Genomic DNA, 24230 nt, shown 5'->3' on the forward strand with positions numbered 1-24230 from the left:
GTGGGTGTAATGGCGACGAGGGGGCCTTCCGTCTGAGGAGTACCCCATGCGTGTCGTCGAAGTGACCGCCTACGGCGGACCCGAGGTCCTCAGAATGGCCCGCCGGCCCGAGCCGGAGGCCGGGGACGTCCCGGGAAGAGTGCGTGTGCGGCTCAAGGCCGCCGGTGTGAACCAGGCGGACGTGCGGATCCGGGCAGGCAGGTACGCGGACGCGGTCGGTGCGCTCAAGCCCCCGTTCGTCCTGGGGACGGACTTCGCGGGAAAGCTGCTCGATCCCGTGCCCGGGATGGCCCCGGGGACCCGTGTGGCCGGTTTCGTGCCCTGGTACGAGGAGCTGACCGGCGAGGGCACGTACGCGGAGGTCGTACGGGTCGCCCCGGAGTGGCTGGCCCCGATCCCTGACGACGTGGAGTTCACCGTGGCCGCGTCCGTCCCGCTGGCCTCGGCCACGGCCCAGCTGGGCCTCGACAAGCTCAGGCTCCGCGAGGGGGCGACACTGCTGGTGACCGGCGCGAGCGCGGTGGTGGGCCGGCTGGCGGTGCAGTACGCCTCGGCGGCCGGGCTGCGGGTGGTGGCGGTGGCCTACGAGGGCGACGAGAGTGAACTGAGGGTCCTCGGCGCGGACCGAGTCGTCACGCGCGGTACGGCGGAGGACGTGGTCGCCCGGGTCATCGAGGGCGACCCGTACCGGGTGGACGCGGTCTTCGACGGGGCTCTGATCGGCGAGGGCCTGCTCCCGGTCCTGAAGGACGGCGGCGTCTTCCTCGCGCTCGCCCCCGACCGTGTCCCGACCCCGGAGCGGAACATCCGCGTCGAGACCGTCCGGGCCAGGCCGGACGCCTCCCGCCTGAAGGAGACGCTGGAGAAGGTCGCGGCCCGCGAGGTGATCACCCGGGTGGCCGACGTCCTCCCCCTGGAGGAGGCCGCCGAGGCCCACCGCCGTGCGGAGTCGGGCCACCGCCCGGGCCGCATCATCCTGATGATCTGACCGGTTCCGACGGGTTCCGATCGGTCAACCTCGTCCGCCCCGGGTGCCCCCGCTCGGGGTGGATGTCGGATGCACCGGTACCTGGCGCGCGGGGGATCGTTAGCCGGGGCATGAACTCTTCCCAGCGTGTCCTCACCGCCCTCGCCCTCGCCGCCTCCGCCATCGGTCTCGGCGCCGGTGCCGCCGCCGCGGACCCCCTGGCGGGCGCGACCGGCCTGCTCGGCCCGGTCGCCGGCGCCGCCAGCCAGTCCGACTCCCCCCTGGGCGCCGTCACGGACGCCGCGAACCCCGCCGCGCTCGGCGACGTCACCAAGGCCCTGCCCCTCTAGGACGCCCGCTTTTCACTCCCCTCCCGGTCGGCTCCGGGGCGGCGATCCGCCGCCCCGGAGCCGTCTTCCGTGCTCGGGCTTGGTGTGTCCGAAATTGTTCGAACGCTGTGGCAGGATTCGGATCACTGGCGGCGCGCGAAGTGGGCCGCTGAAGAGCCCCAGGGGGGGATTTTCGATGAACATCATTCGTCGTCGTGCGCTCAAGGGCGCGCTCGTCGCCACCGCCGTCGCGGTCGCGACGGCGACCGTGGCCGGCACCGCCACCGCGGCGGAGCTGCCGGTGCAGCCGACCTTCCCGATGTACGGCGTCCACAAGACGACGCAGGACCTTCGGGTGTGGTTCCCGAACTACGTCGGCGGTCTCGACGGGGAGACGTTCGATTACGACTTCTCCGACGTCGCCGACATCATCGGTGCCGACAACAACAACGACGGTTACCCCGAGGCTGAATGGACGCTCTGGAAGAGCGGTCAGCTGGACTTCTTCGCGGCCGGCGGCCCCGATCAGGACGCGAACCGCGTCGGCTCGGGTTGGAACATCTACAAGACGGTTCTCTCGCCCGGCAACATCGGCGGGGCCAAGGAAGCCGACCTGATCGGTGTCGACAAGACCGGCGTGCTGTACAGCTACCTCGCGTACCCGAACGGCACCACCACCACCCGCGTGCGCGTCGGTGGCGGCTGGAACGTGTACGACCAGATCGCCGGCCAGGGCGACCTGACCGGTGACGGCAAGCCCGACATCGTCGCCAAGGAGAAGTCCACCGGCTACCTGTACCTCTACAAGGGCACGGGCAACTGGAAGGCCCCCTTCAGTGGCCGTACGAAGATCGGCCAGGGCTGGAACGCCTACGACCGGCTGATCTCGGTCGGCGATCTCAACGAGGACGGCAAGGCGGACCTGCTCGCCCGCAAGCCCGCCGGCCAGCTGATGCGCTACTACGGCACGGGCCTCGCCGCGACCCCGTTCAAGGCGCCCACCCAGATCGGCACCGGCTACCAGGCGTACAACCTGCTGTAGTGGTACGGGCGTTACTCGCCTCACGGCGGCCCCGGGCCTCGGATCTCCGAGCCCGGGGCCGCTTTGTCTGCCACCGGAACCCCAACGGTCGCACGTTCTGATCCAGGCCTTCCCGGTCGGCTCCGGGGCGCCAACTCGCCGCCCCGGAGCCGTTCTTCGTGACCGAACCCGGTGGCGCACGCGTTCGAGTCGATGTGGCAAGATTTCCATGATCGACGACGCGTCTAGTGCGCCGTCGAGGACCGAGAATCCCAGGGGGGGATCTTGATGAAGATCAATCGTCGTCAGCGTGTGCTCAAGGGCGCGCTCGTCGCCACCGCCGTCGCCGTCGCGACGGCCACCGTCGCCGGTACGGCCTCCGCCGCGCCCGCCGCGGCGGAGACGCCCGTGTTCGAGATGTACGGCGTCCACAAGACGACCAACGACCTCTACGTGTGGAACCCCAACACCACCGGTGGCTTCAGCGCCGGGGTTCCCCTGGCGAGCGACGCCGGCGACATCGCCGACATCATCGTCGCCGACAACAACAACGACGGTTTCGGCGAGGCCGAGTGGACGCTCTACAAGAACGGGCGTCTGGACTTCTTCTCGTTCGAGGGGCAGGCCGAGGACGCGAACACCGTCGGCCGCGGCTGGAACATCTACAAGACGGTCATCTCGCCCGGTAACTTCGGCGGTGCCCAGCAGGCCGACCTGCTCGGTGTCGACACGGCCGGTGTGCTGTGGAGCTACCTGTCCTACCCGGACGGCCGCCTCACCGCCCGCACGAAGGTCGGCGGCGGCTGGAACATCTACAACCAGATCGCGGGCCAGGGCGACCTGACCGGTGACGGCAAGGCCGACATCGTCGCCCGTGACACGGCGGGTGTCCTGTGGCTCTACAAGGGCACGGGCAACTACCGGGCCCCGTTCGCCCCCCGCACGAAGGTCGGCAGCGGCTGGAACGCGTTCAACCGCATCCTGTCGACCGGTGACATCAACTTCGACGGCAAGGCGGACCTGATCGCCCGCAAGGCGGACGGCAAGCTCTTCCGCTACTCGGGCACGGGCAACGCCGCGGCCCCGTTCAAGCCGGCGGTCCAGATCAACACCGGTATGCAGAACTTCAACCTGCTCTAGTCGTACCGCTTCACGCGACTGACGGCGGCCCCGGGCTCGGATCTCCGAGCCCGGGGCCGCTTTGTATGCAACCGGAACCCCAACTGTCACAAGTTCTGGTCTAGACCTTGACAGGTCCAGACCAATAGCGCTTCGCTGTGCTTCCCCGACCCGGCCCCACCCGGAAGGAAGCACGCATGCTGCTGCGTAAGTTGGTCACCTCGCTGGCCGCGCTCTGTACGGCCGTCGGACTCGCCGTCCTCCTCCTCCCCGCCGCCTCGGCAGGAGCGGCAGCCGCCTGCGCGGCCGCCTGGAACTCCTCCAGCGTCTACACGGGCGGGATGACGGCCTCGCACAACGGCCACAACTGGCAGGCCAAGTGGTGGACCCAGAACGAGACCCCCGGTACGACCGGTGAGTGGGGCGTCTGGGCCGACCAGGGCGCCTGCGGCAGCGGACCCACCACCCCGCCCACCACGCCGCCGCCGAGCTCCGGATTCGTCGTCTCCGAGGCCCAGTTCAACCAGATGTTCCCGAACAGGAACCCCTTCTACACGTACGCGGGCCTCACCGCGGCCCTCAAGTCGTACCCCGGCTTCGCCAACACCGGCAGCGACACGGTGAAGAGGCAGGAGGCCGCGGCCTTCCTCGCGAACGTCTCCCACGAGACGGGCGGCCTCGTCCACATCGTCGAGCAGAACACCGCCAACTACCCGCACTACTGCGACCGGAACCAGCCCTACGGCTGCCCCGCCGGCCAGGCGGCGTACTACGGCCGCGGCCCGATCCAGCTCTCCTGGAACTTCAACTACAAGGCGGCCGGTGACGCCCTCGGCATCGACCTGCTCAACAACCCCTGGCGGGTCGAGCAGGATCCGGCCGTCGCCATGATGACGGGCCTCTGGTACTGGAACACCCAGAACGGCCCGGGCACGATGACCGCCCACAACGCGATGGTCAACGGCGCCGGCTTCGGCCAGACCATCTGGGCGATCAACGGCAGCCTGGAGTGCAACGGCGGCAACCCGGCCCAGGTGCAGAGCCGGGTCACCAAGTACCAGCAGTTCACCCAGATCCTGGGCGTCCCCGCCGGTGCGAACCTGTACTGCTGACCGCTCCGCGCCTCGCCCCGCACCGTGTGGATCCCGGTGCGGGGCGAGGCGCATCCGGCCCCGGCCGATTCAGCGGAAGGCGTCGGCGTTCTCCGCTGCCCACTGCCGGAACGGGCGGGCCGGCACTCCGGTGACCTGCGCAACCGTGTCGCGCACCATCAGGAGCTCGTGGTTCACGTCCCCGCCGGTGACGTCGAGCACCGCGTCCGCGGCCTCGGGCCCGAAGGCCGCGGCCATCTGCGCGTGAGCCTGCTCGCGGCTGATCTCGGCGAAGGGAACCTCCCGCCCCAGCACCGCGGCGACGGCCTCGACCTGCTGCCGGGCGGTCACCGGCTCAGGACCGGTCAGCGCGTACGTGCGTCCCTGGTGACCGGGCTCGGTCAGGGCCACGCGCGCCACCGCGGCGATGTCGGCGGGGTGGATGGTCGGCAGCGCGGTCTCGGCGTACGGAGCGTGGACGGTCTCGCGGCCGCGGACGGACGCGGCCCACATCAGGGAGTTCGAGGCGAACTGCGTCGGCCGCAGGATCGTCCAGGCCATGCCGCTCGCCTTGAGCAGCTCCTCCACCGCCAGGTTCTCGGCGGCGGGGCCGAGGTGCGGGTGGGTCTGGACGGTGATGGACGACACCAGGACGACGTGCTCCACGCCCGCCTGCCGGGCGGCTTCGAGGATCTCGGCGTCCGAGCCCAGCCGCGACACGAGGAACAGGGAGCGGACCCCCTCCAGCGCGGGCTTCAGCGACGCGGTCTCCGCGAAGTCGCCCTCGACGGCCTCGACTCCTTCGGGGAAGACGGCCCGTGAGGCGTCACGGGTGAGTCCTCGCAGGGGCCCGGCCCCGTGCGCGTGCAGTTCCTGCAGCAGGGCACGGCCTATGTTTCCGGTGGCTCCGGTCACGAGGATCATGGCGTGTTTCCCGTCGTCAGATGATCGAGTGGGCAACACGTTAGAACCTCAAGCGAACTTCAGGTCAAGGTCTGATCGGCCGCCCGCGGGGGACGGCCGACCGGACAGCGCAGGACAGTCAGTCCTGCCAGGCCAGGAACGCGGTCCAGGCGGCGGGCTCCACGACGAACGTGGGCCCGGCGGGGACCTTGGAGTCCCGGAGGTGGACGGCGTGGGCGCAGCTGGCCACCTCTACGCAGTTGCCGCCACCGCCGTCGCTGTAGGAGGACCTGTGCCAGTCGAAGGCGACCTCGACGCAGTCCCCGCCACCACTGTCGCTGTAGCTGGACTTGAACCAGTGCAGGGTGTCGTTCATCTCCGTGCTCCCGCCAACTCCTCGATGAGCCCCAGCGACCTGCGCGGATCCAGGGCGTGTGCCCGGATCTTCGCATACCGCTGGATGTGCGTACTGACCTTCGCCCGGTCGGTGATCAGCAGGCTCTCGCCCTGGATCTCCAGGAAGGTCACGCGGTCGTGGGACGCGGTCTCGACGATGTTCATCATCCCCCGGTCGCCCGCGTACTCACCCCCCAACCCCGCATCCAGCGGCAGCACCTGAAGGTTCACGTTCCTCCTCCGGGCGCACTCGGCCAAGTACGCCAGCTGCTCCCGCATGATCTCCTCGCTCCCGATCGGCCTCCGCAGGACAGACTCGTCGAGTACGAGCTCGATCTCGCACACCTGCTTCCGGTCGAAGAGCGCCTTCCGCGCCATTCTTCCGACGACCAGCTCCTCGGTCCGTTCCGCCGTCGGCTCCGGGTGGCCGCCCGCGATCAGCGCCCGCGCGTACGCCTCCGTCTGGAACAGCCCATGGACGACGTGGTTCGCGTACAGCCACAGCGCCACCGCCTTCTGCTCGATCGGGGCGTATCCGCGGAACTGCTCCGGCAGCTTCTCCAGCCGTACGAGCTCCCGCATCTCCTCGAAGATGCCCGTCCCGCTGCCCAGTTCGCGCTCGATCAGGACGAGCATCTCGTCGCTCACCGAGTGGAGCTGCCGCTCCATCGCGCTGATCGCCGCGCCCGTGTAGCCCATCTGCGAGCCCAACTGCTCCTGTGTCAGGCCCTTCTTCACCCGCATTCTCTTCGCCACCGTCGCGGCCATCCTCGCCGCGGGTCCCACGGATTCCTTGGTCTCTTCTCGCGCCATCGCGATCCCCATCCGGACTCAACCGGTCTCAACCGGTCTCAACTGCTCCCCGCCGAATTCGACTGCCCACAAGGTGCGTTGGTGCAGGTCAAGGGGTTGCCGACGCGCCCTCCGCAGTCGTGGAAAACGCTAGCGCCGGCGCGGGAACATGTCCTCGTGAATGCAGAGAACCGGGAAGTAGACGCGGATTGGATTCCCAGCTCCGGATTCCGACTCCGCAAGGCGGGAGTGCAATTCGACGCCGTTCGAGTCGACGGCGAGGAAGGGCGACGGCTCGCCGACTGGATAGAGGTGCTCACCGGGGGCGACCCCGGTCCGGTCGTCATCGAGGCGAACGCGCGGCGCGCGGTCTACTTCCTCGTGCCGCCGGGGTCGACGGCGCACCGGTCGTGGCCGCGCGGGGTGGCCCGCTTCAACGCCGGTCCCGCCCATGTGAGTTACGTACCGGTGCCGGCGCTGACGGGGCGAACCTGGCCGCTGTCGTGGCGGTGTCAGCCGTCGGGGCCGGACCGCTTCGTGCACCCGCTGCTCCTGCGGAGCGCCGTCACCGAGCTCTTCGCCGACCCGTACCGGTGAAATTTCATTCTCGGCGCGAGGCCGCGGTATACGTAGCCCGTCCCGTTGCGGAACGTGCGAGGCCGAGATCATCCGGCACGATCTCCCGACCCTGATCCGCTGGACCCCCTAGGCTGGCGAGGGACCCCTGGGAGGACACCGTGAGCACAGAGCCCGAGCGCGGCGGAGAGCTGATCCCGCGTCCTCAGCGCACCCCCGACGCGCTGCGTGTCGCGCTCGCCCGCATCGCCCCTCATCGGCTGGCGGAGATGGAGCAGCAGAAGAACGAGGCCTTCTCCCTGGCCGCCGAGCACGACACGCTCGGGCCCCTGCACGGTTGGCTGAGCGTCTGGGCCCGTGAGGTGGAGGTCGAGCGGCGGTACGACCTCTCCACGCGTCGCCGTTCCGCGCTGGACGTGCTCCACCACACCGGCGACAAGGCCGACCCGGCCTTCCGCGCGGCGATGGACGAGCTGCGTGCGGTCGAGGACGAGGCCACGCGGGCGGTCTCCGAGTGAGCTGGCGCTGGGAGTACGACCCGGACGAGGAGTATGTCGTCGGGGGCGCGCCACCCGCGTTCGTCGCCGAGGTGGAGAAGCGGGCCGACGAGCTGGTGCGGGCCGCCGAGGCCTTCTACCTGGACGGCTCGGCGTACCAGGGCGACGGCCCGAAGGGCAACGACGCGTTCGTTCCCGGCGGCATGTTCAGCTACCTCGTTCTGCCCCGGCACGAGTGCGCATACCTGCGGCAGGTCACCTACTGGTGATCCGTCTCGACGGCCTCCAGTGCCGTCGACAGCCGCTCCAGCACCCGTACCGTCTCGTCGAAGGCCTCCTGGCCGCCCAGCTCCCGTGCGAGCAGGGCGGCCAGCTCCGCGTGGCCCGGGCCGATGCGGTCGATCGCCGCCCGGCCCGCCGCCGTGGGCGTGAGGAGCTTGGCGCGGCGGTGGGCCGGGTTCGGCTCGTAGGCCGCGAGGCCCTCCCGGACGAGCAGGTCCGCGATCCGCTGGACGCTCTGCCGGGTGATGCCCATGAGGCGGGCGATCCCGGAGACCGGCAGCGGTTCGGGAAGGACGGCGCCGAGGACCTGCCACCAGGCGGCGGTCAGGCCTGCCGGTTCGGCCAGCTTCTCCGAGACGGCGAGGAACTGGCCGTTGAGGCGGAAGACGCCCAGGGCCGTACGGGACAGGGCGTCCTGCTGTTCCCTGCGGCTCATGAGTTCAGCTCGACGAAGGCCGCCGGGTCCGAGTCGTGGAAGAGGCGGAACCAGGCGTCCCGCTTGCCCTCGTACGCGCCCAGCCGGGCGAAGATCTCCCGCGCGAACGCGACCGGCTCCGTCGGGCCCGCGGTGATCAGGTCCCCGGCCGTCACCGCGTCCGCGTCGACGTAGTGCTCACCGCCCTTGTAGCCGGTGGCGGCGAGGTAGAAGGAGACGGCGCTGGTGTGCGGGCGGTCGTCGAGCAGGCCCTCCTTCGCCAGGCCCGCCGTGGCGCCGCAGATCGCGGCGACCGGCACGCCGGCGTCGAGGAAGGTCCTGGCCTTGGCCGTGAAGGGGGCGAGCTCGTCGCCCTCGTCGTACTTCTCGGCGCCCGGAAGGATCAACAGGGCGCTGTCCTCGGGGCGGAGGTCGTCGAGCGCGAGGTCGGGGACGATCCGGATGCCGGCGATCGTCGTGACGGGCTCTCCGGCGACCGGGCCGACGGTCCGGACGGTGTATCCGGCCCGGGCGAGCCAGGCCGTGGCGTGGCCCGTCTCCCAGTCGGCGAGGGTGTCGTAGACGGCGAGGTGGACGGTCTTGGTGTCGCTCTCGGTTCCCATGACAGAAGACTGTCATGATGACAGCTTGCTGTCAATGGGAATGTGGCTTCCTCCGAGGTTCCGCCCGCGTGCGAATCGGGACGGAGCAAGGTGTCGCGTCGGGCCCGGTCTCGGTGGACAAGATGGCCATGGCCCGCCCCACCTGCGATTCCTTACCCTCGACCGCATGACCCCTCATGTCGCCGCACCCGATCCCCAGGCCGGCGCGGCCGTCAAGGCCGCCGACCGCGCGCACGTCTTCCACTCCTGGTCCGCCCAGGGTCTGATCGACCCGCTCGCCGTCGCCGGCGCCGAGGGTTCGTACTTCTGGGACTACGACGGAAACCGCTACCTCGACTTCACCAGCGGTCTCGTCTACACGAACATCGGCTACCAGCACCCCAAGGTCGTCGCCGCGATCCAGGAGCAGGCCGGAAAGCTCGCGACCTTCGCGCCCGCCTTCGCCGTGGACGTCCGCTCCGAGGCCGCACGCCTCATCGCCGAGCGCACCCCGGGCGACCTGGACAAGATCTTCTTCACCAACGGCGGCGCCGAGGCCGTCGAGAACGCCGTCCGGATGGCCCGTCTGCACACGGGCCGCCACAAGGTGCTCTCCGCCTTCCGCTCGTACCACGGCGCCACCTCCACCGCGATCAACCTCACCGGCGACCCGCGCCGCTGGGCCTCCGACACCGGTTCCGCCGGCGTCGTGCGCTTCTGGGCGCCCTTCCTCTACCGCTCGCCGTTCTACTCCGAGACCGAGCAGCAGGAGTGCGAGCGCGCCCTCGCGCACCTGGAGGACACGATCGCCTTCGAGGGTCCGGCGACGATCGCCGCGATCATCCTGGAGACCGTGCCCGGCACCGCCGGCATCATGACCCCGCCGCCCGGCTACCTCGCCGGCGTCCGCGAGATCTGCGACAAGTACGGCATCGTCTTCGTCCTCGACGAGGTCATGGCCGGCTTCGGCCGCACGGGCAAGTGGTTCGCCGCCGAGCACTTCGACGTCGTGCCCGACCTGATGACCTTCGCGAAGGGCGTGAACTCCGGTTACGTGCCCCTCGGCGGCGTCGCCATCAACGCCGAGATCGCCGCGACCTTCGACAAGCGGCCCTACCCCGGCGGCCTGACGTACTCCGGTCACCCGCTGGCCTGCGCCGCCGCCGTCGCCACCATCCAGGTGATGGAGGACGAGAAGGTCGTCGAGCACGCCGCCCACCTCGGCGAGAACGTCCTCGGCCCCGGCCTGCGCGAGCTCGCCGAGCGCCACCCGTCCGTCGGCGAGGTCCGCGGCCTGGGCGTCTTCTGGGCGCTGGAGCTGGTGAAGAACCGCGAGACGCGCGAGCCGCTCGTCCCGTACAACGCCGCCGGCGAGGCCGCCGCGCCGATGGCCGCCCTGGGCGCCGCCGCGAAGAAGAACGGCCTGTGGCCCTTCATCAACATGAACCGCACGCACGCCGTGCCCGCCTGCAACGCCTCCGAGGCCGAGGTCAAGGAGGGCCTGGCGGCCCTGGACGCCGCGCTGTCGGTGGCCGACGAGTACACCGCGTAATCGAATCGTCGCGTACAGGTGATTCGGGGAGGTTCCCTCCGTTTGGACTAGGGTGTCCGAAGCCGGACGGAGGGGGCCGACCACATGCCCGCGAGCGGAGCTGTCACCCGCAACACCTTGCGACAGCAGATCGCGGACGCGCTGCGTGACGAGGTGCTCGCCGGCCGTCTCCAGCCGGGCCAGGAGTTCACGGTCAAGCAGATCGCCGAGCAGTACGGGGTGTCCGCGACGCCCGTGCGCGAAGCCCTCGTCGACCTCTGCGCACAGGGGCTCCTCGACTCCGACCAGCACCGCGGCTTCCGCGTCCACCAGTACTCGGTCGACGACTACCGGCGGATGGTCGAGGCCCGGATGCTCGTCGTCGACGGCATCTTCCGCCGCGACGCCGCCATGGTGCCGCCCCGCTCCGCGACCACGGAACCCGACCTCGGGGTCGGGGTCGCGCTCGTCTCCGTACGCCGCAGGGGTGAGGCCGCGGCCCGCGCCGCCCGTGCCGGCGACCTGGACGTCCTCATCGGCTACGACATCCGCTACTGGCGCGAGCTGGCCCGCCTGGTCGCCGCCAACGACTACATCGCCGAGTTCCTGCACCGGCTCCGCGTCCAGGCCTGGGTCTTCTCCGTGCCCTACCTGCGCTCCGAGCGGGACATGAACGGCTGGCTGTGGAGCGGCCACGTCGACCTGGTGGACGCCATCACGCGCGGCGACGCCGAGGGGGCCGTCGCGGTCGTACGGGACTACAACACGCACTCCCTTGACTGGGCTGACCGCCTGGAGAACCGCGCGCGCTGAGGGCAACCACCGGGTGGCGGCCGGGTTGAGGCGGCTGATCCGGGGGCAGTTCCTGAGCGGGTGGGCGTCGTCGGCGCCGCCGACTACCCTGGCCGTCCCTGCAACCGACGGAGAGCGAGCCTCCCTTGGCCTGTGACCTGTGGCTGGTCCCCCTGGTCGACCTGCTGTGCCACAGCCCCGACAACCCCTTCGCCGAAGAGATAGCGGCCTACGACGCCGTGCTGAGCGCGTCCGGCCTGCCCACCGTGCCCGTCTACGCCTACATGCCGGGGCTCTCCGGTGACGTCGCCCCGATCGCGGGCTTCGACTACGAGGCCCTGCACTTCCTGCGCCGCGCGTACCTGCTCCAGGTGTGCGGGCTGCCGGTCGAGCCGGTCGGCGAGCTCGGCGGGGACTACGAACAGCTCCTGGAGATGTTCGAGGCGACGGCCCAGCAGTCGCACCTCGTCTGGCACTACGACCACGCCGGCTCGTACGTGCCCGTCGACTTCCCGGCGCCGCTCTCCAGCGACGAGCTCCTGGAAGGCGGCGGCCCGCTCGGCTCCTCGTACGGGCTGCTGCGCGAGCTCGAGTTCGTGGCGCCCTCGATCGGCATCGACCCGATGAACCCGCCGGCGCTTCCGGTGCCGCCGGAGCGGCCGACCTCCCTGGAGGAACCGGCCGGCCCGTTTCCGTACGACGACAGTCCCTTCGCGCGGGAGCGTCATGTGTGGCTGGGGCTGCACGCGGCGGCGACCAGGAGCCTCGCCCAGGGATCGATGATCATCCTGAGCTGAGGATCGCGAGGCCCCTCTGCGGGCCTGCCGGGGGTCCTCCAGGGGGCCCTGGCGGCCCCTGACCCCCTGGGCCCCCGAAGGCCTCCCCGAGGTCCCCCCGGAGGCTCAGCGGGCCTCCGGGGGCCGCTGGCGCGGCATGTTCGGCCGGGTGCCGGGCGGCAGCGGGAAGCGGCTCGACGGGTGGGAGAAGCTCTCCTGGCGCGGGGGCACCACGCCCACCGACTGCAGCATCAGCGGCGCCGGGCCCGAGCGGAACTCGACCATCCAGTCCGCCGTCTCCGCCCGGACCAGCTCCGTCACGTCCTCCGAGAAGCGGCGCAGCACGCCGAGACATCGCTCGGCCGCCTCGCTCGCCGTGCCCTCCGTGGGGCCCAGGACCTCGCGGACGCTCTCCGAGGCCCAGTCGAACTGCAGGGCCTGGAGACGGCGCTGCACGGCCTGTGCCGTCGCCACGTCCCTTATCCAGCCGGACGTCAGGCCGAAGTACCGGTCGCAGGCCAGGCAGGCCGCGCCGATCAGCAGCGACAGATAGCCCCAGCCGGCCGCGCCCTCGGCCGCCCCGGTCAGGTCGAGCAGCGGCAGCGCGGCGCCCGCGATCACGCCGGCGGCGGTGCCGAGCCGCAGGATCCGGGCGCCGCGGCGCTTCCAGACGCGGTCGGAGAGATACCACTCCGCCGTGCGCAGGGCATTGGACTCGACCCAGCGGTAGAGCTCGTCGAGCCGCTCGGCGGGCTCGCCCCAGTCGCCCAGCGGGAAGGGCGTGCCGGTGAGATCGCGGTCCGGCCGCTCGGTGACTTCCCCGTTCTCCCCGGACTGACCCGGTGGCTGCATGTCCGGCTGCTGGCTCACCGGGGGACTCCTCTGTTCAGCTCAGCGCGCGTGTCCTTCTGTGACGTGCGGTGCACGTGGTGCCTGCCCTTCCTACCGCCGAATGGTGGGCGATGGGCCCGGAATCCCGGGATTTCCGCCCGCAAGAGGGTGTTGATCAGGTAGAGAAGCCCGCAGTTTCTCACTCGAAAGAGTGATGGAGGCAGGCCGGGCGGCGAACACGTAGGCTCGGGCGTACCCGACATTCGGACGTAACGAACCTCAGGAGTGCCCGTGATTCCCGGTGGTGGCCAGCCCAATATGCAGCAGCTTCTCCAGCAGGCCCAGAAGATGCAGCAGGACCTCGCGCGCGCGCAGGCGGAACTGGCCGCGACCGAGGTGGACGGGCAGGCGGGCGGTGGCCTGGTCAAGGCGACCGTCACCGGCTCCGGCGAGCTGCGCGCCCTGGTGATCGACCCCAAGGCGGTCGACCCGGAGGACACGGAGACGCTGGCCGACCTGATCGTGGCCGCCGTGCACGCGGCGAACGAGAACGCGGCGCAGCTCCAGCAGGCGAAGCTGGGCCCGCTGGCACAGGGCATGGGCGGCATGCCGGGCCTGGGCTTCTGACCCGCGTCCCCACCCGTATCCCCGTACACCTTCAAAGGTGCACTTCCAGCCACTACCGTAAGAATCAAGCACCCCCGAGAAGGGCGTTCCGTTGTACGAAGGCGTGGTTCAGGACCTCATCGACGAACTGGGCAGGCTGCCCGGCGTCGGTCCCAAGAGCGCGCAGCGGATCGCCTTCCACATCCTCCAGGCGGAGCCCACGGATGTCCGGCGGCTGGCGCACGCGCTCCTGGAGGTCAAGGAGAAGGTCAGGTTCTGCGCGGTCTGCGGCAACGTGGCACAGCAGGAGCAGTGCAACATCTGCCGGGACCCGCGGCGCGACCTGACGGTCATCTGCGTGGTCGAGGAGCCGAAGGACGTCGTGGCGATCGAGCGGACGCGCGAGTTCCGGGGGCGGTACCACGTCCTCGGCGGCGCGATCAGCCCGATCGAGGGCGTCGGCCCGGACGACCTGCGCATCCGGGAGCTCCTCGCACGGCTCGCGGACGGCGCGGTCACCGAGCTGATCCTCGCCACCGACCCGAACCTGGAGGGCGAGGCCACCGCGACGTACCTGGCGCGGATGATCAAGCCCATGGGGCTGAAGGTGACCCGTCTCGCGAGCGGGCTCCCGGTCGGCGGCGACCTGGAGTACGCCGACGAGGTGACCCTCGGCCGTGCCTTCGAGGGGCGGCGACTGCTAGATGTATGACGAGGACCGAGCCCACGCAGGTGCGCCCCGAGGAAGGCTTCTCGATGTCTGACGCCACGCTTCACTCCGTCACGCAGGACCCCGACGACTTCGCGGTCCAGATCGCCGACTCGATCGAGAGCTTCATCGTCGCGACCACCGAGGTCGCGAAGGGCGACGAGCCCGACAGCGCGGTCCCGTTCATGCTCCTGGAGATCTCGCAGCTGCTGCTCGCCGGCGGGCGGCTCGGCGCGCACGAGGACATCGTCCCCGACGAGCGGTACGAGCCGGACACGGGTCCGGAGCCGGACGTGGACGACCTCCGCGAGCGGTTCGCGGCCATGCTGGACCCGGTCGACGTCTTCTCCGAGGTCTTCGACCCGTACGAGCCGCGCAAGGCCCCGGTGCCGGCGCGGATCTCCGACAACATCGCCGACATCGTCACCGACCTCCGGCACGGCCTCGCCCACTACCGCGCGGGCCGCACCAGCGAGGCGCTGTGGTGGTGGCAGTTCTCCTACTTCTCCAACTGGGGCCCCACGGCCTCGGCGACCCTCCGCGCGCTCCAGTCCCTGGTCGCGCACGTCCGCCTCGACCAGCCCCTGGCCGAGCTGGACGGCCTCGACACGGACGAGGACCTGACGGAGGACGACCTCGCGGAGGAGGCGGGCCGCGTGATGCTGGAGGAGATCGCGGCGCCGCTGGGCCTGCGGGCCAAGAAGTAGCGGACCGCTCCCGCTGCCCCCTGTCATCATGGGCCGATGACTGGGGGAGTGGGCAGTGCCGAAGCGTCCGGCGACCGGTCCGTCGCGGCGGGCGGGACGATCGGAAGCGTCAATACGGGCGACTTCGTCACCCAGGTGCAGAACGCGACGCTGCTGCCACCTGAGGCCCTCACGCTCTCCCCGGCCGGACTGGTCCATCTCCCCGAGCGCACGCAGCTGTTCGTGGGCCGTGCCCGTGAACTGGCCCTGCTGGACGAGGGTGTGGGCGTCCAGGTCCTCTGCGGGCTCGGCGGCATCGGGAAGTCGACGCTGGCGGCGCGCTGGGCGGCGGACCGGGTGGCCGACCACACCGTCGTCTGGTGGATCACGGCCGAGACGCCCGCCGAACTCGACGCGGGCCTCGCCGACCTGGCACGGGCCATGCAGCCGGAGGTCGTGGGCGTCCTGCCCGAAGACGCCCTGCGCGAACGGGCGTTGCAGTGGCTGGCCACCCACGACGACTGGCTCCTCGTCCTGGACAACGTCTCCGCCCCCGCCGATCTCCGCCCGTTGCTGGCGCGCGTGGGGAACGGCCGGATCGTCGTCACCTCACGGCGGGCGAGCGGCTGGCAGGACATCGCGCGGACGGTGGTCCTGGACGTCCTGGGGCCGGGGGAGGCGGCGGAGCTCTTCGCGGGGGTGTGCGCGTCCGGCGACGGACTGGACCCGCTCTGCGAGGAGTTGGGCTATCTGCCTCTCGCGCTGAAGCAGGCCGCCGCCTACTGCGCGGAGGCCGGCATCACCCCGCGTACGTACCTGGGGCTGCTGGCGAAGTACCCGGGCGAGATGTTCGCGGCGACGGCGGAGGGCGGCGAGGCGGCCCGGACGCTGGCGCGGGTCTGGCAGGTGACGCTGGACCGGCTCTCGGACACCCCACGAGCCGTCATGGTGCTCCGGATCATCGCCTGGTGGGCGCCCGAAGGGATTCCGCGGTCGCTCCTGGAGCCCTTGGGGACACCACCGCAGGTCACGGAGGCCGTGCGGCGCTTGGCCGCCCACAGCATGATCACGCTTCAGGGCGGGGAGCTGACCGTCCATCGGCTGGTGCAGGCAGTGGTCAGAGCGGATCCGTCGGAGATGACGGGGTTGGCACGCCAGGTCGCCACGCACTTGCTGCACATGGCCATCTCCCGCCCGGAGCTCGACCCGGACCAGCGCGTCGTGGTGAACGTGGAGGCACTGGCCGGATGCACGGATCCGGCGGATGACACGGGGACGGCGGCCGAGCTGTTCCAGATGGCCGGAGGATTTCTCGGCATGAACACGGCTGTGCGACGGGCCCTGCCGCTCGGCGAGCGGGCGTTGCGCTCTTTCCGCAAGGTCCACGGACCGGATCACCTGTACACACTCAGTGCGGCGCAGACCCTCGCCCTGACCGTGTCCATCGTGGACGAGGGGCGCGCCGTCGACTTGCTGACGGACGGCCTCGGCGACTGGCTGCGGGTGTTCGGCCCTGACGATCCACGGACGCTGGAGGCGGGTAAACACCTTGCCCGGGTGCTGCGGAGTAGTGAACCGGAGAGGGCGAATGAGCTGCTTCAGGAGAACGCCGCGCACTGCCACCGTGTCCTGGGGGCGACGCATCCGCAGACGATCGGGACCCGGTATGAGCTCTTCAGAGCCCGTTCCGGTACGAACGGCTCGGTGGCGGCGCTGGAGGAGCTCGTAGCCGATGCCGCGCGCGCGGTGCCGGAGGATCCCATCCTGTGCGACGAAATCAAGCGTGACCTGATCCTGGCACTCGTGCACGCCGGAGAGAGGGAGCGTGCATTCGTTCTCGCGGAGGAAGCCGCCGAGGACGTCCTGCGCCGCTACGGCGCCAGGGACCCGCGCACTCTCGCGTCGCGCCTGTTCACCGTCTCGTTTCTCGAACAGACCGGGCAGACAGAACGTGCCCGTGCCCTCGGGGCCGTGTTGTTGGAGGACTGCCTGAGCGTGCTCGGGGAGTCGGAACTGACGCAGGCGATCCGGAAGATGCAGGCATAAGCCCTCGCGACGCGTGTTCAGCGCTGCATCATGGACACATGGCAGCGCAGACGCAGGGACGGTCAAATGCATTGCTGTGGAGCGGTGCCGGCGTCGGTGTCGTCGGGATCGGCGCGCTGGTCGCCGTCGCGGTCGTCGACCTGGGGAAGGCCGATCAGCTCGCGAGCGTCGTCGGCGCCGTCCTGGCGGTCGTCGGCGTCGGGCTCACCCTCTGGGGCCAGTTCGGGAGAGGTGCGACACCCGTACCCGCTCCGGCTCCTCCCGTGCCCGCCCCGGTCGTGACCGCCTCGGGCACCGGATCCGTCGCCGCAGGCGGGAACATCGGGTCCGTGGCGATCGGCACCGGCACGAGCCCGGCACCCGCCCCCGCGGCACCCGCACCCGCATCCGCCCCCGCGCGCCCCGCTCCCGGTTCCGTCACCGCCTCCGGTGACCGGTCCGTCGCGGCGGGTGGGGACATCGGGACGGTGTCCACGGGCGACGCGTGAGCGGGGGCACATCCGCCTCGGGGGACCGGTCCGTCGCGGCCGGCGGGGACGTCGGGTGGGTGCACACCGGAGACCGGGTGACCGCGCTGCCGCCGGAGGCCCTCGGGCCGGTGGTCTGCCCGCCCGGACTCGTCAGCGTGCCCCGCAAGGCCGCCCACTTCGTGGGGCGCGGCCAGGAGGGCGAGCTGCTCGACCGGGAGGCCGAGACCGTCGTGATCTGCGGCCTCGGCGGGGTGGGCAAGTCCTCGCTCGCCGCCCGCTGGGCCCTCCGGCAGGCGGCGCACCGCGACCCGGTCTGGTGGATCACCGCCGAGAGCCGGGCCGACGTGGACGCCGGCCTCGCGGCCCTCGCCGTCGCGATGCAGCCCGCGCTGATCGACGTACTCCCGCAGGAGGCCCTGCGTGAGCGGGCGTTGCAGTGGCTGTCGGCGCACGACGGCTGGCTGGTCGTCCTCGACAACGTCACCGATCCGGCTGATGTGGAGGGCCTGTTGGCCCGGACCGGCGGCCGGGGGAGGATCGTCGTGACGAGCCGGACGACGGACGCCTGGTACGGGATCGGTCGGGTGCTCACGCTGCCCGTCCTGCCGGCCGCCGACGCCGTCGAGATGTTCACCCGGGTCGCCACCCACTCAGGACCCCGCGACACGACCGGTGCCGATGTGCTGTGCGCCGCACTCGGGCAGCTGCCGCTGGCCGTCGAGATCGCCGCCGCGTACTGCGGCCGCACGGCCACGCCCCCGCTCGCGTACCTGACGGAGCTGGGCCGCAGCGGCTGGCCGGGGAACGCCGAGGACGCCGTCGCCCGGACGCTGCGCGTCACGCTCGACCGGCTCGCCGCCTCCGACCCGTACGCGGGAGCTGTTTTGAGGCTGCTCGCCTGGTTCGGGCCGGACCTGATTCCGCCGCTGCTGCTGCCACCGCTGCCCGGGATGCGCCAGGCCCTCGGGGAGCTGGCCGCGCACAGCATGGTCACGCTCCACGAGGACGGGTCGGTCTCGGTGCACCGGCTGGTGCAGGCGGCCGTGCGGAGGGCGGATCCGGAGGATCCGCATCGGGAGCCGGACCTGATCGAGGGGGCGCGGGGGGCTGCGGAGGCGGCGCTCGTGGAGGCCATGCCGCCCGGAGGCGCCGCAGATCCGGCCCACTGGGAGACGTGGCGTGGGCTGATGCCGCACATCGAGGCGTATCTGCGGTACGCCGATCCGGCGGAGGACAGCGAGCGGTGGGTCAGGGCGTTGGTCTCGGTCGGCGCGTATGTCGCGATCAGTGGGTTGCCAGAGGCTGGGGTCGGCGTGACCGAGCGGGTGTTGTCAGGCGCCGAGCGGTATTACGGGCCGGGGCATCCGTACACCCTCGGGGTGCGCGCCATGCTTCTCGGCATGGTGAGAGGCTCGGATGGGGCGGTCGAGCAGGCGGCCGCGGTGGTGCGTGACATGACCGAGGCGCTCGGGGACGATGACAAATCCACGATCCTGGCTCGGAGGGGCCTCGCGCTGGCCTGCAGGAGGGCCGGGCGGGTCGACGAGGCGATCGCGCTACTGGAGGGTGTGGTGGCGGACCTGACGCGTATCGCGGGCGCGGACAGCCGGGAGACCTTGGGGGCGTTGGCCGACCTCTCCAGTATCTATGGGGTTGCGGACCGGCTCTCCGAGGCCATCGCGTTGTGCTCGCGCGCGGCGGCAGGGCTGTCAGCCCTCCTCGGCGGGGGCAGTGTGGACGCCCTGGAGGCGCGGGTCTACCTGGCCGACCTGCGCGGGCGTGCCGGGGCGACGAACCAGGCCCTGGCCGATTTCCGCGGCCTGCTGCCCGACTGTGTACGGGTTCTCGGCGAGGGCCACCCGATCACGGTTCACGTGACGGCGGTCCTCACAAAGCTCTCCCCGTGATCACCCACTGAGCACCCCATCTCACGATGTGATATCCCCCCGGCGTTTCCATGTCCCTCGTTAGACTGAGCCGATCGCAGCGCCGGCTGCGGCACACACTGAGCGAGGAGCGCACGTGGGCCTTGTCGTGCAGAAGTACGGAGGCTCCTCCGTTGCCGATGCCGAAGGCATCAAGCGCGTCGCCAAGCGGATCGTGGACACCAAGAAGGACGGCCATCAGGTCGTCGTCGTGGTTTCCGCGATGGGCGACACGACGGACGAGCTGATCGATCTCGCCGAGCAGGTATCCCCGATCCCTGCCGGGCGAGAGTTCGACATGCTGCTGACCGCCGGAGAGCGGATCTCCATGGCCCTGCTGGCCATGGCGATCAAAAACCTGGGCCACGAGGCCCAGTCGTTCACGGGCAGCCAGGCAGGTGTCATCACCGACTCGGTCCACAACAAAGCGCGCATCATCGATGTCACGCCGGGCCGGATCCGTACCGCCCTCGACGAGGGCAACATCGCCATCGTCGCCGGCTTCCAGGGTGTGTCCCAGGACAAGAAGGACATCACGACCCTGGGTCGTGGCGGTTCCGACACGACCGCCGTGGCGCTCGCCGCCGCGCTCGACGCCGAGGTCTGCGAGATCTACACCGACGTCGACGGTGTCTTCACGGCCGACCCGCGCGTCGTGAAGAAGGCGAAGAAGATCGACTGGATCTCCTTCGAGGACATGCTGGAGCTCGCCGCCTCCGGCTCCAAGGTGCTGCTGCACCGGTGCGTCGAGTACGCGCGCCGCTACAACATCCCGATCCACGTCCGCTCGTCCTTCTCGGGACTGCAGGGCACGTGGGTCAGCAACGAACCGCAAGGAGCCCAGAAGGTGGAGCAGGCCATCATCTCGGGTGTCGCCCACGACACCTCCGAGGCGAAGATCACCGTTGTCGGCGTGCCGGACAAGCCGGGTGAGGCCGCGGCCATCTTCCGCGCCGTCGCGGACGCCGAGATCAACATCGACATGATCGTGCAGAACGTGTCCGCCGCTTCCACCGGCCTCACGGACATCTCCTTCACCCTCCCCAAGGCCGAGGGCCGCAAGGCTCTCGAAGAGCTGGAGAAGGCGAAGAGCGCGATCGGCTTCGACTCGCTCCGCTACGACGACCAGATCGGCAAGATCTCCCTGGTCGGCGCCGGTATGAAGACGAACCCGGGCGTCACCGCGGACTTCTTCAAGGCGCTCTCCGACGCGGGCGTGAACATCGAGCTCATCTCGACCTCCGAGATCCGCATCTCGGTCGTCACCCGCGCCGACGACGTCAACGAGGCCGTGCGCGCCGTCCACACCGCCTTCGGTCTGGACAGCGACTCGGACGAGGCCGTCGTCTATGGAGGCACCGGCCGATGACGCCGAAGCCGACGCTCGCGGTCGTCGGTGCGACCGGAGCCGTCGGCTCGGTGATGCTCCAGATGCTCACGCACCACGCGGACGTCTGGGGCGAGATTCGCCTGCTCGACACCCCGGGGGCGGCCGGCTCCAAGGCCGCCGTCCGCGGGGTGGAGTGCGAGGTCCTCGCGCTCGACGAGGACTCCGAGGAGTCGCTGGACGGCGTCGACCTGGCGCTCTTCCTCGTGCCCGAGGAGGTGGCCGCCCGGTGGGCGCCCGTCGCCGTCGCCAAGGGAGCGGTCGTCGTGGACACCTCCGCGGCCTTCCGGGGCGACCCGGACGTGCCGCTCGTCGTCCCCGAGGTCAACGCGCACGCGGCGCGTGTGCGCCCCCGGGGCATCGTCGCGAGCCCCGGCTGCACCACGCTCGCGCTGATCGCCGCCGTGGGCGCCCTGCACGCCGAGTTCGGGGTCGCCGAGCTGGTCGTCACCGCCCAGCAGGCGGCGAGCGGCGCCGGTGCCGGGCAGGCGGGCGTCGACGCGCTCCGCGCGCAGATCGGCCTGGTGGCCGGCGGCGGCGAGCTCGGTACGCAGCCCGGCGACGTCCGCCGGGCCGTCGGCGAGAACGCCGGACCGTTCCCCGGGCCTCTCGCGCTCAACGTCCTGCCCTGGTCCGGCACGGCCGGCGAGGACGGCGCCTCCTCGGAGGAGGAGCGCGTCCGGGACGAGACCCGCAGGATCCTCGGGCTGCCGGGGCTGCGGATCGCCGCGACCTGTCTGCGCGTCCCCGTCGTGAGCGGCCACTCCGTCTCCGTCCACGCGCGTTTCGAACACCCCGTCACGGTCGGGCGCGCGCACGAGGTCCTGGCGACCTCGCCGGGGGTCGTGCTGTACGACGATCCCGCGGCGGGCGGCTTCCCCACCCCGGCCGACGTCGTCGGCACCGATCCCGCGTGGGTCGGGCGGGTGCGGCGGTCGATGGACGACGAGCGCGCCCTCGACTTCTTCGTCTGCGCCGACAACCTCCGCAAGGGCGCCGCGCTCAACGCACTGCAGATCGCGGAATCGGTTGTCACGGATTTGTAGGATCTGTGAAGGCGCTGTGAGCAAAAAGGCGTCAGATATCTCTTGAACTGCGGTGATTCCGTGTTCGACGATGCTCTTCCCCCGCGTTGCAACCACGAGTTGGGCGGGGCGCGTCTCTGCGTTCACTCACCATCGTGTGGCGCGGAGCACGCTGCGAAAGCGGGGCATCGGGGGAGAACGGTTACGCATGAGGACAAACGGGTCACCGTCGATTTCGGTGGCGAACGCGTACAACCCTGGCGGGGGGAGGCGTGTCCAACAGGCGTGGCAGAGGTACTCGACATCGCGACCATCGCTCCGCTGCGCGGCGCGGGCACAGCGGTGCTCCCCGTGCGGAGCGCCGCCGTCATCCCCGTACGCGGCTCCGCGGTCCGTCCGTTCGGACGTCCGCGCGGGCTCGGCGGGATGCCGGTGATCGCCCCCGTGCCCACGGGATCCCGCATGAGAGCGGTGGACGGCATCCCGTCTCCCCGCACGAGCGCTGAAGGGGACATGGCCGCCGGCACCACCGTCGACCACCTGACCGAGACCTACCGTGCCCACTACCGGTCGCTGCTCGGCCTCGCGGCGCTCCTCCTCGACGACACGGCCTCCTGCGAGGACGTCGTCCAGGAGGCGTTCATCCGCGTCCACTCGGCCCGCAAGCGCGTCCGCGAGCCCGAGAAGACGCTCGCCTATCTGCGCCAGACCGTCGTGAACCTCTCCCGGTCCGCGCTGCGCCGCCGCATCCTCGGCCTCAAGCTGCTGTCCAAGCCGATGCCGGACATGGCCAGCGCGGAGGAGGGGGCGTACGACCAGCTGGAGCGGGACGACCTCATCAAGGCGATGAAGGGCCTGCAGCGGCGGCAGCGCGAGGTGCTCGTGCTGCGCTACTTCGCCGACATGACGGAGGCCCAGGTCGCCGAGACGCTCGGGATATCGCTGGGATCGGTGAAGGCGTACGGTTCGCGGGGCATCGCGGCGCTGCGCGTCGCGATGGAGGCGAACGCATGAGCCACGAGAAGGACGAGCCCGGTGCCGAGCGCGATGCCCGCGACGCCGAGCGCGATGCCCGTGCCGAGCGCGATGCCCGCGACGCCCGTGATGAACGTGACGATCTGAGTGGACGACGGATGCTGAACATCGAGCCCGATCCCGAGCCTGATTCGGAGCCCGATGCTGAGTCCGGCGCGCAGTCCGGCGCGAACTCCGACGCGCAGTCCGGCGCGGAGTCCGGCCCACGGGCGGGCGCGGATGCCGACGGCGACCTCGGTGACGAGCTCGCGCTGCGGCGGCTGCTCCACGGCGCGGTCGCGGGCCTGGAGCCCACCGCCGGCTCGCTTGACCACCTGCGCCGTGCCGTGCCCGCGCGGCGCGCCCGCAAGCGGCAGGCCGTCGTCGGCGCCGCCGCTGCCGCCGTCCTCATCGGGACGGCCGTGCCGGCCTTCGTCCACGTCGCGAGCTCGGGCGGGATCACCGCCGCCAACCCCGTGAACGCGGGCCACGGCCAGGACGCCCAGGGCGGCACCGGAGCCGAGACGGGCATCGAGGGCGGGAAGACCTCCCAGTCCCCGGCGTCCCATGTGTCCCCCAGCCAGGGCGCGGTCGACGGGGCCACGGGCAAGCCGCAGCAGACCGCGAGCGGCACGGGCACCACGGGACCGCAGGCCACGCTGAACCCGGTGCCCGGCGACTCGCCGAAGTGCGAGCCCGGTCAGCTCGGAGTCAGCTCGACCCAGACGAGCGGCCCCGACGGGTCGGGGAGCGTGTACGGCACGTTCCGCGTCGCCAACGTCTCCGGGGAGAGCTGCGTCGTCGACGGCAGCGGCATCGTCAGCTTCGAGGCCAGGGGCGCCGCCGACCCGGGCCGGATCTCGGTCGTCCGGCACACCGCCGGGGACGGCAGCGGGCTGCCCGATCCCGCGCAGGAGGCCACCGTGCTCCTCCTGAAGCCCAGCGGCTCCTACGAGGTGCGGTTCGCCTGGCTGCCGAGCGAGACCTGCCCGACGACCGGGGGCACCCCGACGGCGGAGCCGACCCCGACGGCGCCGACGACCCAGCCGACCCCGACCGAGCCGCCGCCGACGGTCCCGCCGACGACCCCTCCGCCGACGACGACGCCCCCGACGACGGAACCGGCCACCCAGGACCCCGGTGGGGGGACGGGCGGCACGGACACCGGAACCGGTACGGAAGCGGAGGGCGGCGCCGCGCCGCAGATGCTCCGGGCGGACGGGCCGGCGGAAGGCAGCGTCTCGGTCAGCCACACGGCGGAGCCGGGCGGCCCCGTCGCCGTGGCGACCGTCCCGAACGCCTGCGCGGGCACGATCTACCGCACCGGCATCCTCGCCGGCCCCTGAGCGGAGCCGGCCCCAAGGATTACGGAAGTACGGGAAAGGGCCTGGAAGCCGTCGATCGGCCCTCCAGGCCCTTTCCCGTACTTCGTTGCGCCGGCG

Annotated in this window: 27 protein-coding genes; 21 read left to right on the forward strand and 6 right to left on the reverse strand. The window is 71.1% G+C overall.

All coding sequences use genetic code 11. The features are described from left to right. Positions 1–46 precede the first annotated feature (46 nt). The 5 genes from DEJ46_RS21215 to DEJ46_RS21235 all read left to right on the forward strand — a co-directional run bounded on the left by DEJ46_RS21215 (position 47) and on the right by DEJ46_RS21235 (position 4548). The gene (locus DEJ46_RS21215) at positions 47–988 is read left to right on the forward strand and encodes an NADP-dependent oxidoreductase (RefSeq protein WP_150268681.1); all 942 of its coding nucleotides are present in this window, start codon (positions 47–49) and stop codon (positions 986–988) included. A gap of 110 nt (positions 989–1098) precedes the next feature. After that, positions 1099–1317, forward strand: a complete 219-nt coding sequence (locus tag DEJ46_RS21220) for a hypothetical protein (RefSeq protein WP_150268683.1) — start codon at positions 1099–1101, stop codon at positions 1315–1317. Positions 1318–1492: 175 nt separating this feature from the next. Beyond that, positions 1493–2338, forward strand: a complete 846-nt coding sequence (locus DEJ46_RS21225; RefSeq protein ID WP_150268685.1) for an FG-GAP repeat domain-containing protein — start codon at positions 1493–1495, stop codon at positions 2336–2338. A 267-nt stretch (positions 2339–2605) separates the two neighbouring features. Beyond that, positions 2606–3457 (forward strand): FG-GAP repeat domain-containing protein, encoded by an 852-nt coding sequence (locus DEJ46_RS21230; RefSeq protein WP_150268686.1) that lies wholly within the window; start codon positions 2606–2608, stop codon positions 3455–3457. A 176-nt stretch (positions 3458–3633) separates the two neighbouring features. Further along, positions 3634–4548 carry a glycoside hydrolase family 19 protein gene (locus DEJ46_RS21235; RefSeq protein WP_411757770.1) on the forward strand — a complete coding sequence of 305 codons (915 nt, stop codon included), beginning with the start codon at positions 3634–3636 and terminating at the stop codon, positions 4546–4548. Between the two features lie 69 nt (positions 4549–4617). On the opposite strand, the gene DEJ46_RS21240 is transcribed toward DEJ46_RS21235, so the two are convergent. From DEJ46_RS21240 to DEJ46_RS21250, 3 genes are all read right to left on the reverse strand, one after another. Continuing rightward, positions 4618–5451 carry an NAD(P)H-binding protein gene (locus DEJ46_RS21240; protein ID WP_150268688.1) on the reverse strand — a complete coding sequence of 278 codons (834 nt, stop codon included), beginning with the start codon at positions 5449–5451 and terminating at the stop codon, positions 4618–4620. A gap of 118 nt (positions 5452–5569) precedes the next feature. Further along, positions 5570–5806 carry a DUF397 domain-containing protein gene (locus DEJ46_RS21245; protein ID WP_150268690.1) on the reverse strand — a complete coding sequence of 79 codons (237 nt, stop codon included), beginning with the start codon at positions 5804–5806 and terminating at the stop codon, positions 5570–5572. Continuing rightward, complete coding sequence (locus DEJ46_RS21250; protein WP_150268692.1) at positions 5803–6639, reverse strand: helix-turn-helix transcriptional regulator; 837 nt, start codon at positions 6637–6639, stop codon at positions 5803–5805. Before DEJ46_RS21250 ends, DEJ46_RS21245 begins: the two co-directional genes overlap by 4 nt. A gap of 156 nt (positions 6640–6795) precedes the next feature. On the opposite strand from DEJ46_RS21250, the gene DEJ46_RS21255 reads away from it, so the two are divergent. From DEJ46_RS21255 to DEJ46_RS21265, 3 genes are all read left to right on the forward strand, one after another. Next, positions 6796–7215, forward strand: coding sequence for a hypothetical protein (locus DEJ46_RS21255; RefSeq protein WP_150268694.1), 420 nt, complete (start codon positions 6796–6798; stop codon positions 7213–7215). A gap of 140 nt (positions 7216–7355) precedes the next feature. After that, positions 7356–7712 (forward strand): hypothetical protein, encoded by a 357-nt coding sequence (locus DEJ46_RS21260; RefSeq protein WP_190622790.1) that lies wholly within the window; start codon positions 7356–7358, stop codon positions 7710–7712. After that, complete coding sequence (locus DEJ46_RS21265; RefSeq protein ID WP_150268698.1) at positions 7709–7960, forward strand: hypothetical protein; 252 nt, start codon at positions 7709–7711, stop codon at positions 7958–7960. Before DEJ46_RS21260 ends, DEJ46_RS21265 begins: the two co-directional genes overlap by 4 nt. Here DEJ46_RS21265 and DEJ46_RS21270 read toward each other — a convergent pair. Both DEJ46_RS21270 and DEJ46_RS21275 read right to left on the reverse strand, forming a co-directional pair. Further along, positions 7951–8409, reverse strand: a complete 459-nt coding sequence (locus DEJ46_RS21270; protein WP_150268700.1) for a MarR family winged helix-turn-helix transcriptional regulator — start codon at positions 8407–8409, stop codon at positions 7951–7953. The genes DEJ46_RS21265 and DEJ46_RS21270 overlap by 10 nt on opposite strands. Further along, positions 8406–9011 (reverse strand): DJ-1/PfpI family protein, encoded by a 606-nt coding sequence (locus tag DEJ46_RS21275; RefSeq protein ID WP_150268702.1) that lies wholly within the window; start codon positions 9009–9011, stop codon positions 8406–8408. Before DEJ46_RS21275 ends, DEJ46_RS21270 begins: the two co-directional genes overlap by 4 nt. 166 nt (positions 9012–9177) lie before the next feature. On the opposite strand from DEJ46_RS21275, the gene DEJ46_RS21280 reads away from it, so the two are divergent. From DEJ46_RS21280 to DEJ46_RS21290, 3 genes are all read left to right on the forward strand, one after another. After that, the gene (locus DEJ46_RS21280) at positions 9178–10542 is read left to right on the forward strand and encodes an aspartate aminotransferase family protein (RefSeq protein ID WP_150268705.1); all 1365 of its coding nucleotides are present in this window, start codon (positions 9178–9180) and stop codon (positions 10540–10542) included. A gap of 84 nt (positions 10543–10626) precedes the next feature. Further along, the gene (locus DEJ46_RS21285; RefSeq protein ID WP_150268707.1) at positions 10627–11334 is read left to right on the forward strand and encodes a GntR family transcriptional regulator; all 708 of its coding nucleotides are present in this window, start codon (positions 10627–10629) and stop codon (positions 11332–11334) included. A gap of 125 nt (positions 11335–11459) precedes the next feature. After that, positions 11460–12110 carry a hypothetical protein gene (locus DEJ46_RS21290; protein WP_150268709.1) on the forward strand — a complete coding sequence of 217 codons (651 nt, stop codon included), beginning with the start codon at positions 11460–11462 and terminating at the stop codon, positions 12108–12110. Positions 12111–12215: 105 nt separating this feature from the next. On the opposite strand, the gene DEJ46_RS21295 is transcribed toward DEJ46_RS21290, so the two are convergent. Continuing rightward, positions 12216–12959 (reverse strand): SLATT domain-containing protein, encoded by a 744-nt coding sequence (locus tag DEJ46_RS21295; RefSeq protein ID WP_150268711.1) that lies wholly within the window; start codon positions 12957–12959, stop codon positions 12216–12218. Positions 12960–13211: 252 nt separating this feature from the next. Here DEJ46_RS21295 and DEJ46_RS21300 point away from each other — a divergent pair, with 252 nt between their 5' ends. The 10 genes from DEJ46_RS21300 to DEJ46_RS21345 all read left to right on the forward strand — a co-directional run bounded on the left by DEJ46_RS21300 (position 13212) and on the right by DEJ46_RS21345 (position 24134). Then, the gene (locus tag DEJ46_RS21300; protein ID WP_150268713.1) at positions 13212–13547 is read left to right on the forward strand and encodes a YbaB/EbfC family nucleoid-associated protein; all 336 of its coding nucleotides are present in this window, start codon (positions 13212–13214) and stop codon (positions 13545–13547) included. Between the two features lie 91 nt (positions 13548–13638). After that, entirely contained in the window at positions 13639–14238 is a 600-nt protein-coding gene (recR, locus tag DEJ46_RS21305) for a recombination mediator RecR (protein WP_017240166.1), read from the forward strand. A gap of 44 nt (positions 14239–14282) precedes the next feature. Then, positions 14283–14942 (forward strand): DUF5063 domain-containing protein, encoded by a 660-nt coding sequence (locus tag DEJ46_RS21310; protein WP_150268715.1) that lies wholly within the window; start codon positions 14283–14285, stop codon positions 14940–14942. 36 nt (positions 14943–14978) lie between these two features. After that, complete coding sequence (locus DEJ46_RS21315) at positions 14979–16967, forward strand: tetratricopeptide repeat protein (RefSeq protein ID WP_150268717.1); 1989 nt, start codon at positions 14979–14981, stop codon at positions 16965–16967. Between the two features lie 38 nt (positions 16968–17005). Beyond that, positions 17006–17455, forward strand: coding sequence for a hypothetical protein (locus DEJ46_RS21320; protein WP_223834880.1), 450 nt, complete (start codon positions 17006–17008; stop codon positions 17453–17455). Further along, positions 17452–19344: a tetratricopeptide repeat protein gene (locus tag DEJ46_RS21325; protein WP_150268718.1), complete on the forward strand. Its 1893-nt coding sequence runs from the start codon at positions 17452–17454 to the stop codon at positions 19342–19344. Before DEJ46_RS21320 ends, DEJ46_RS21325 begins: the two co-directional genes overlap by 4 nt. 115 nt (positions 19345–19459) lie before the next feature. Further along, the gene (locus DEJ46_RS21330; protein WP_150268720.1) at positions 19460–20731 is read left to right on the forward strand and encodes an aspartate kinase; all 1272 of its coding nucleotides are present in this window, start codon (positions 19460–19462) and stop codon (positions 20729–20731) included. Further along, complete coding sequence (locus DEJ46_RS21335) at positions 20728–21795, forward strand: aspartate-semialdehyde dehydrogenase (protein WP_150268722.1); 1068 nt, start codon at positions 20728–20730, stop codon at positions 21793–21795. Before DEJ46_RS21330 ends, DEJ46_RS21335 begins: the two co-directional genes overlap by 4 nt. Positions 21796–22059: 264 nt before the next feature. Next, positions 22060–22788, forward strand: a complete 729-nt coding sequence (locus DEJ46_RS21340; protein WP_150268723.1) for a SigE family RNA polymerase sigma factor — start codon at positions 22060–22062, stop codon at positions 22786–22788. Then, complete coding sequence (locus tag DEJ46_RS21345; protein ID WP_190622792.1) at positions 22785–24134, forward strand: hypothetical protein; 1350 nt, start codon at positions 22785–22787, stop codon at positions 24132–24134. Before DEJ46_RS21340 ends, DEJ46_RS21345 begins: the two co-directional genes overlap by 4 nt. Positions 24135–24230 lie beyond the last annotated feature (96 nt).

It is taken from the genome of Streptomyces venezuelae (assembly GCF_008642375.1).
Lineage (GTDB): Bacteria > Actinomycetota > Actinomycetes > Streptomycetales > Streptomycetaceae > Streptomyces > Streptomyces venezuelae_G.

Excerpts from the sequence above, each read along its gene's own strand:
- DEJ46_RS21280 (WP_150268705.1), top strand. The coding sequence starts at position 9,178 with ATGACCCCTCATGTCGCCGCACCCGATCCCCAGGCCGGCGCGGCCGTC.
- DEJ46_RS21230 (WP_150268686.1), top strand. The coding sequence starts at position 2,606 with ATGAAGATCAATCGTCGTCAGCGTGTGCTCAAGGGCGCGCTCGTCGCC.
- DEJ46_RS21215 (WP_150268681.1), top strand. The coding sequence starts at position 47 with ATGCGTGTCGTCGAAGTGACCGCCTACGGCGGACCCGAGGTCCTCAGA.
- DEJ46_RS21270 (WP_150268700.1), bottom strand. The coding sequence starts at position 8,409 with ATGAGCCGCAGGGAACAGCAGGACGCCCTGTCCCGTACGGCCCTGGGC.
- DEJ46_RS21335 (WP_150268722.1), top strand. The coding sequence starts at position 20,728 with ATGACGCCGAAGCCGACGCTCGCGGTCGTCGGTGCGACCGGAGCCGTC.
- DEJ46_RS21320 (WP_223834880.1), top strand. The coding sequence starts at position 17,006 with ATGGCAGCGCAGACGCAGGGACGGTCAAATGCATTGCTGTGGAGCGGT.
- DEJ46_RS21240 (WP_150268688.1), bottom strand. The coding sequence starts at position 5,451 with ATGATCCTCGTGACCGGAGCCACCGGAAACATAGGCCGTGCCCTGCTG.
- DEJ46_RS21245 (WP_150268690.1), bottom strand. The coding sequence starts at position 5,806 with ATGAACGACACCCTGCACTGGTTCAAGTCCAGCTACAGCGACAGTGGT.
- DEJ46_RS21250 (WP_150268692.1), bottom strand. The coding sequence starts at position 6,639 with ATGGCGCGAGAAGAGACCAAGGAATCCGTGGGACCCGCGGCGAGGATG.
- DEJ46_RS21235 (WP_411757770.1), top strand. The coding sequence starts at position 3,634 with ATGCTGCTGCGTAAGTTGGTCACCTCGCTGGCCGCGCTCTGTACGGCC.
- DEJ46_RS21275 (WP_150268702.1), bottom strand. The coding sequence starts at position 9,011 with ATGGGAACCGAGAGCGACACCAAGACCGTCCACCTCGCCGTCTACGAC.
- DEJ46_RS21310 (WP_150268715.1), top strand. The coding sequence starts at position 14,283 with ATGTCTGACGCCACGCTTCACTCCGTCACGCAGGACCCCGACGACTTC.
- DEJ46_RS21285 (WP_150268707.1), top strand. The coding sequence starts at position 10,627 with ATGCCCGCGAGCGGAGCTGTCACCCGCAACACCTTGCGACAGCAGATC.
- DEJ46_RS21225 (WP_150268685.1), top strand. The coding sequence starts at position 1,493 with ATGAACATCATTCGTCGTCGTGCGCTCAAGGGCGCGCTCGTCGCCACC.
- DEJ46_RS21315 (WP_150268717.1), top strand. The coding sequence starts at position 14,979 with ATGACTGGGGGAGTGGGCAGTGCCGAAGCGTCCGGCGACCGGTCCGTC.
- DEJ46_RS21220 (WP_150268683.1), top strand. The coding sequence starts at position 1,099 with ATGAACTCTTCCCAGCGTGTCCTCACCGCCCTCGCCCTCGCCGCCTCC.
- DEJ46_RS21345 (WP_190622792.1), top strand. The coding sequence starts at position 22,785 with ATGAGCCACGAGAAGGACGAGCCCGGTGCCGAGCGCGATGCCCGCGAC.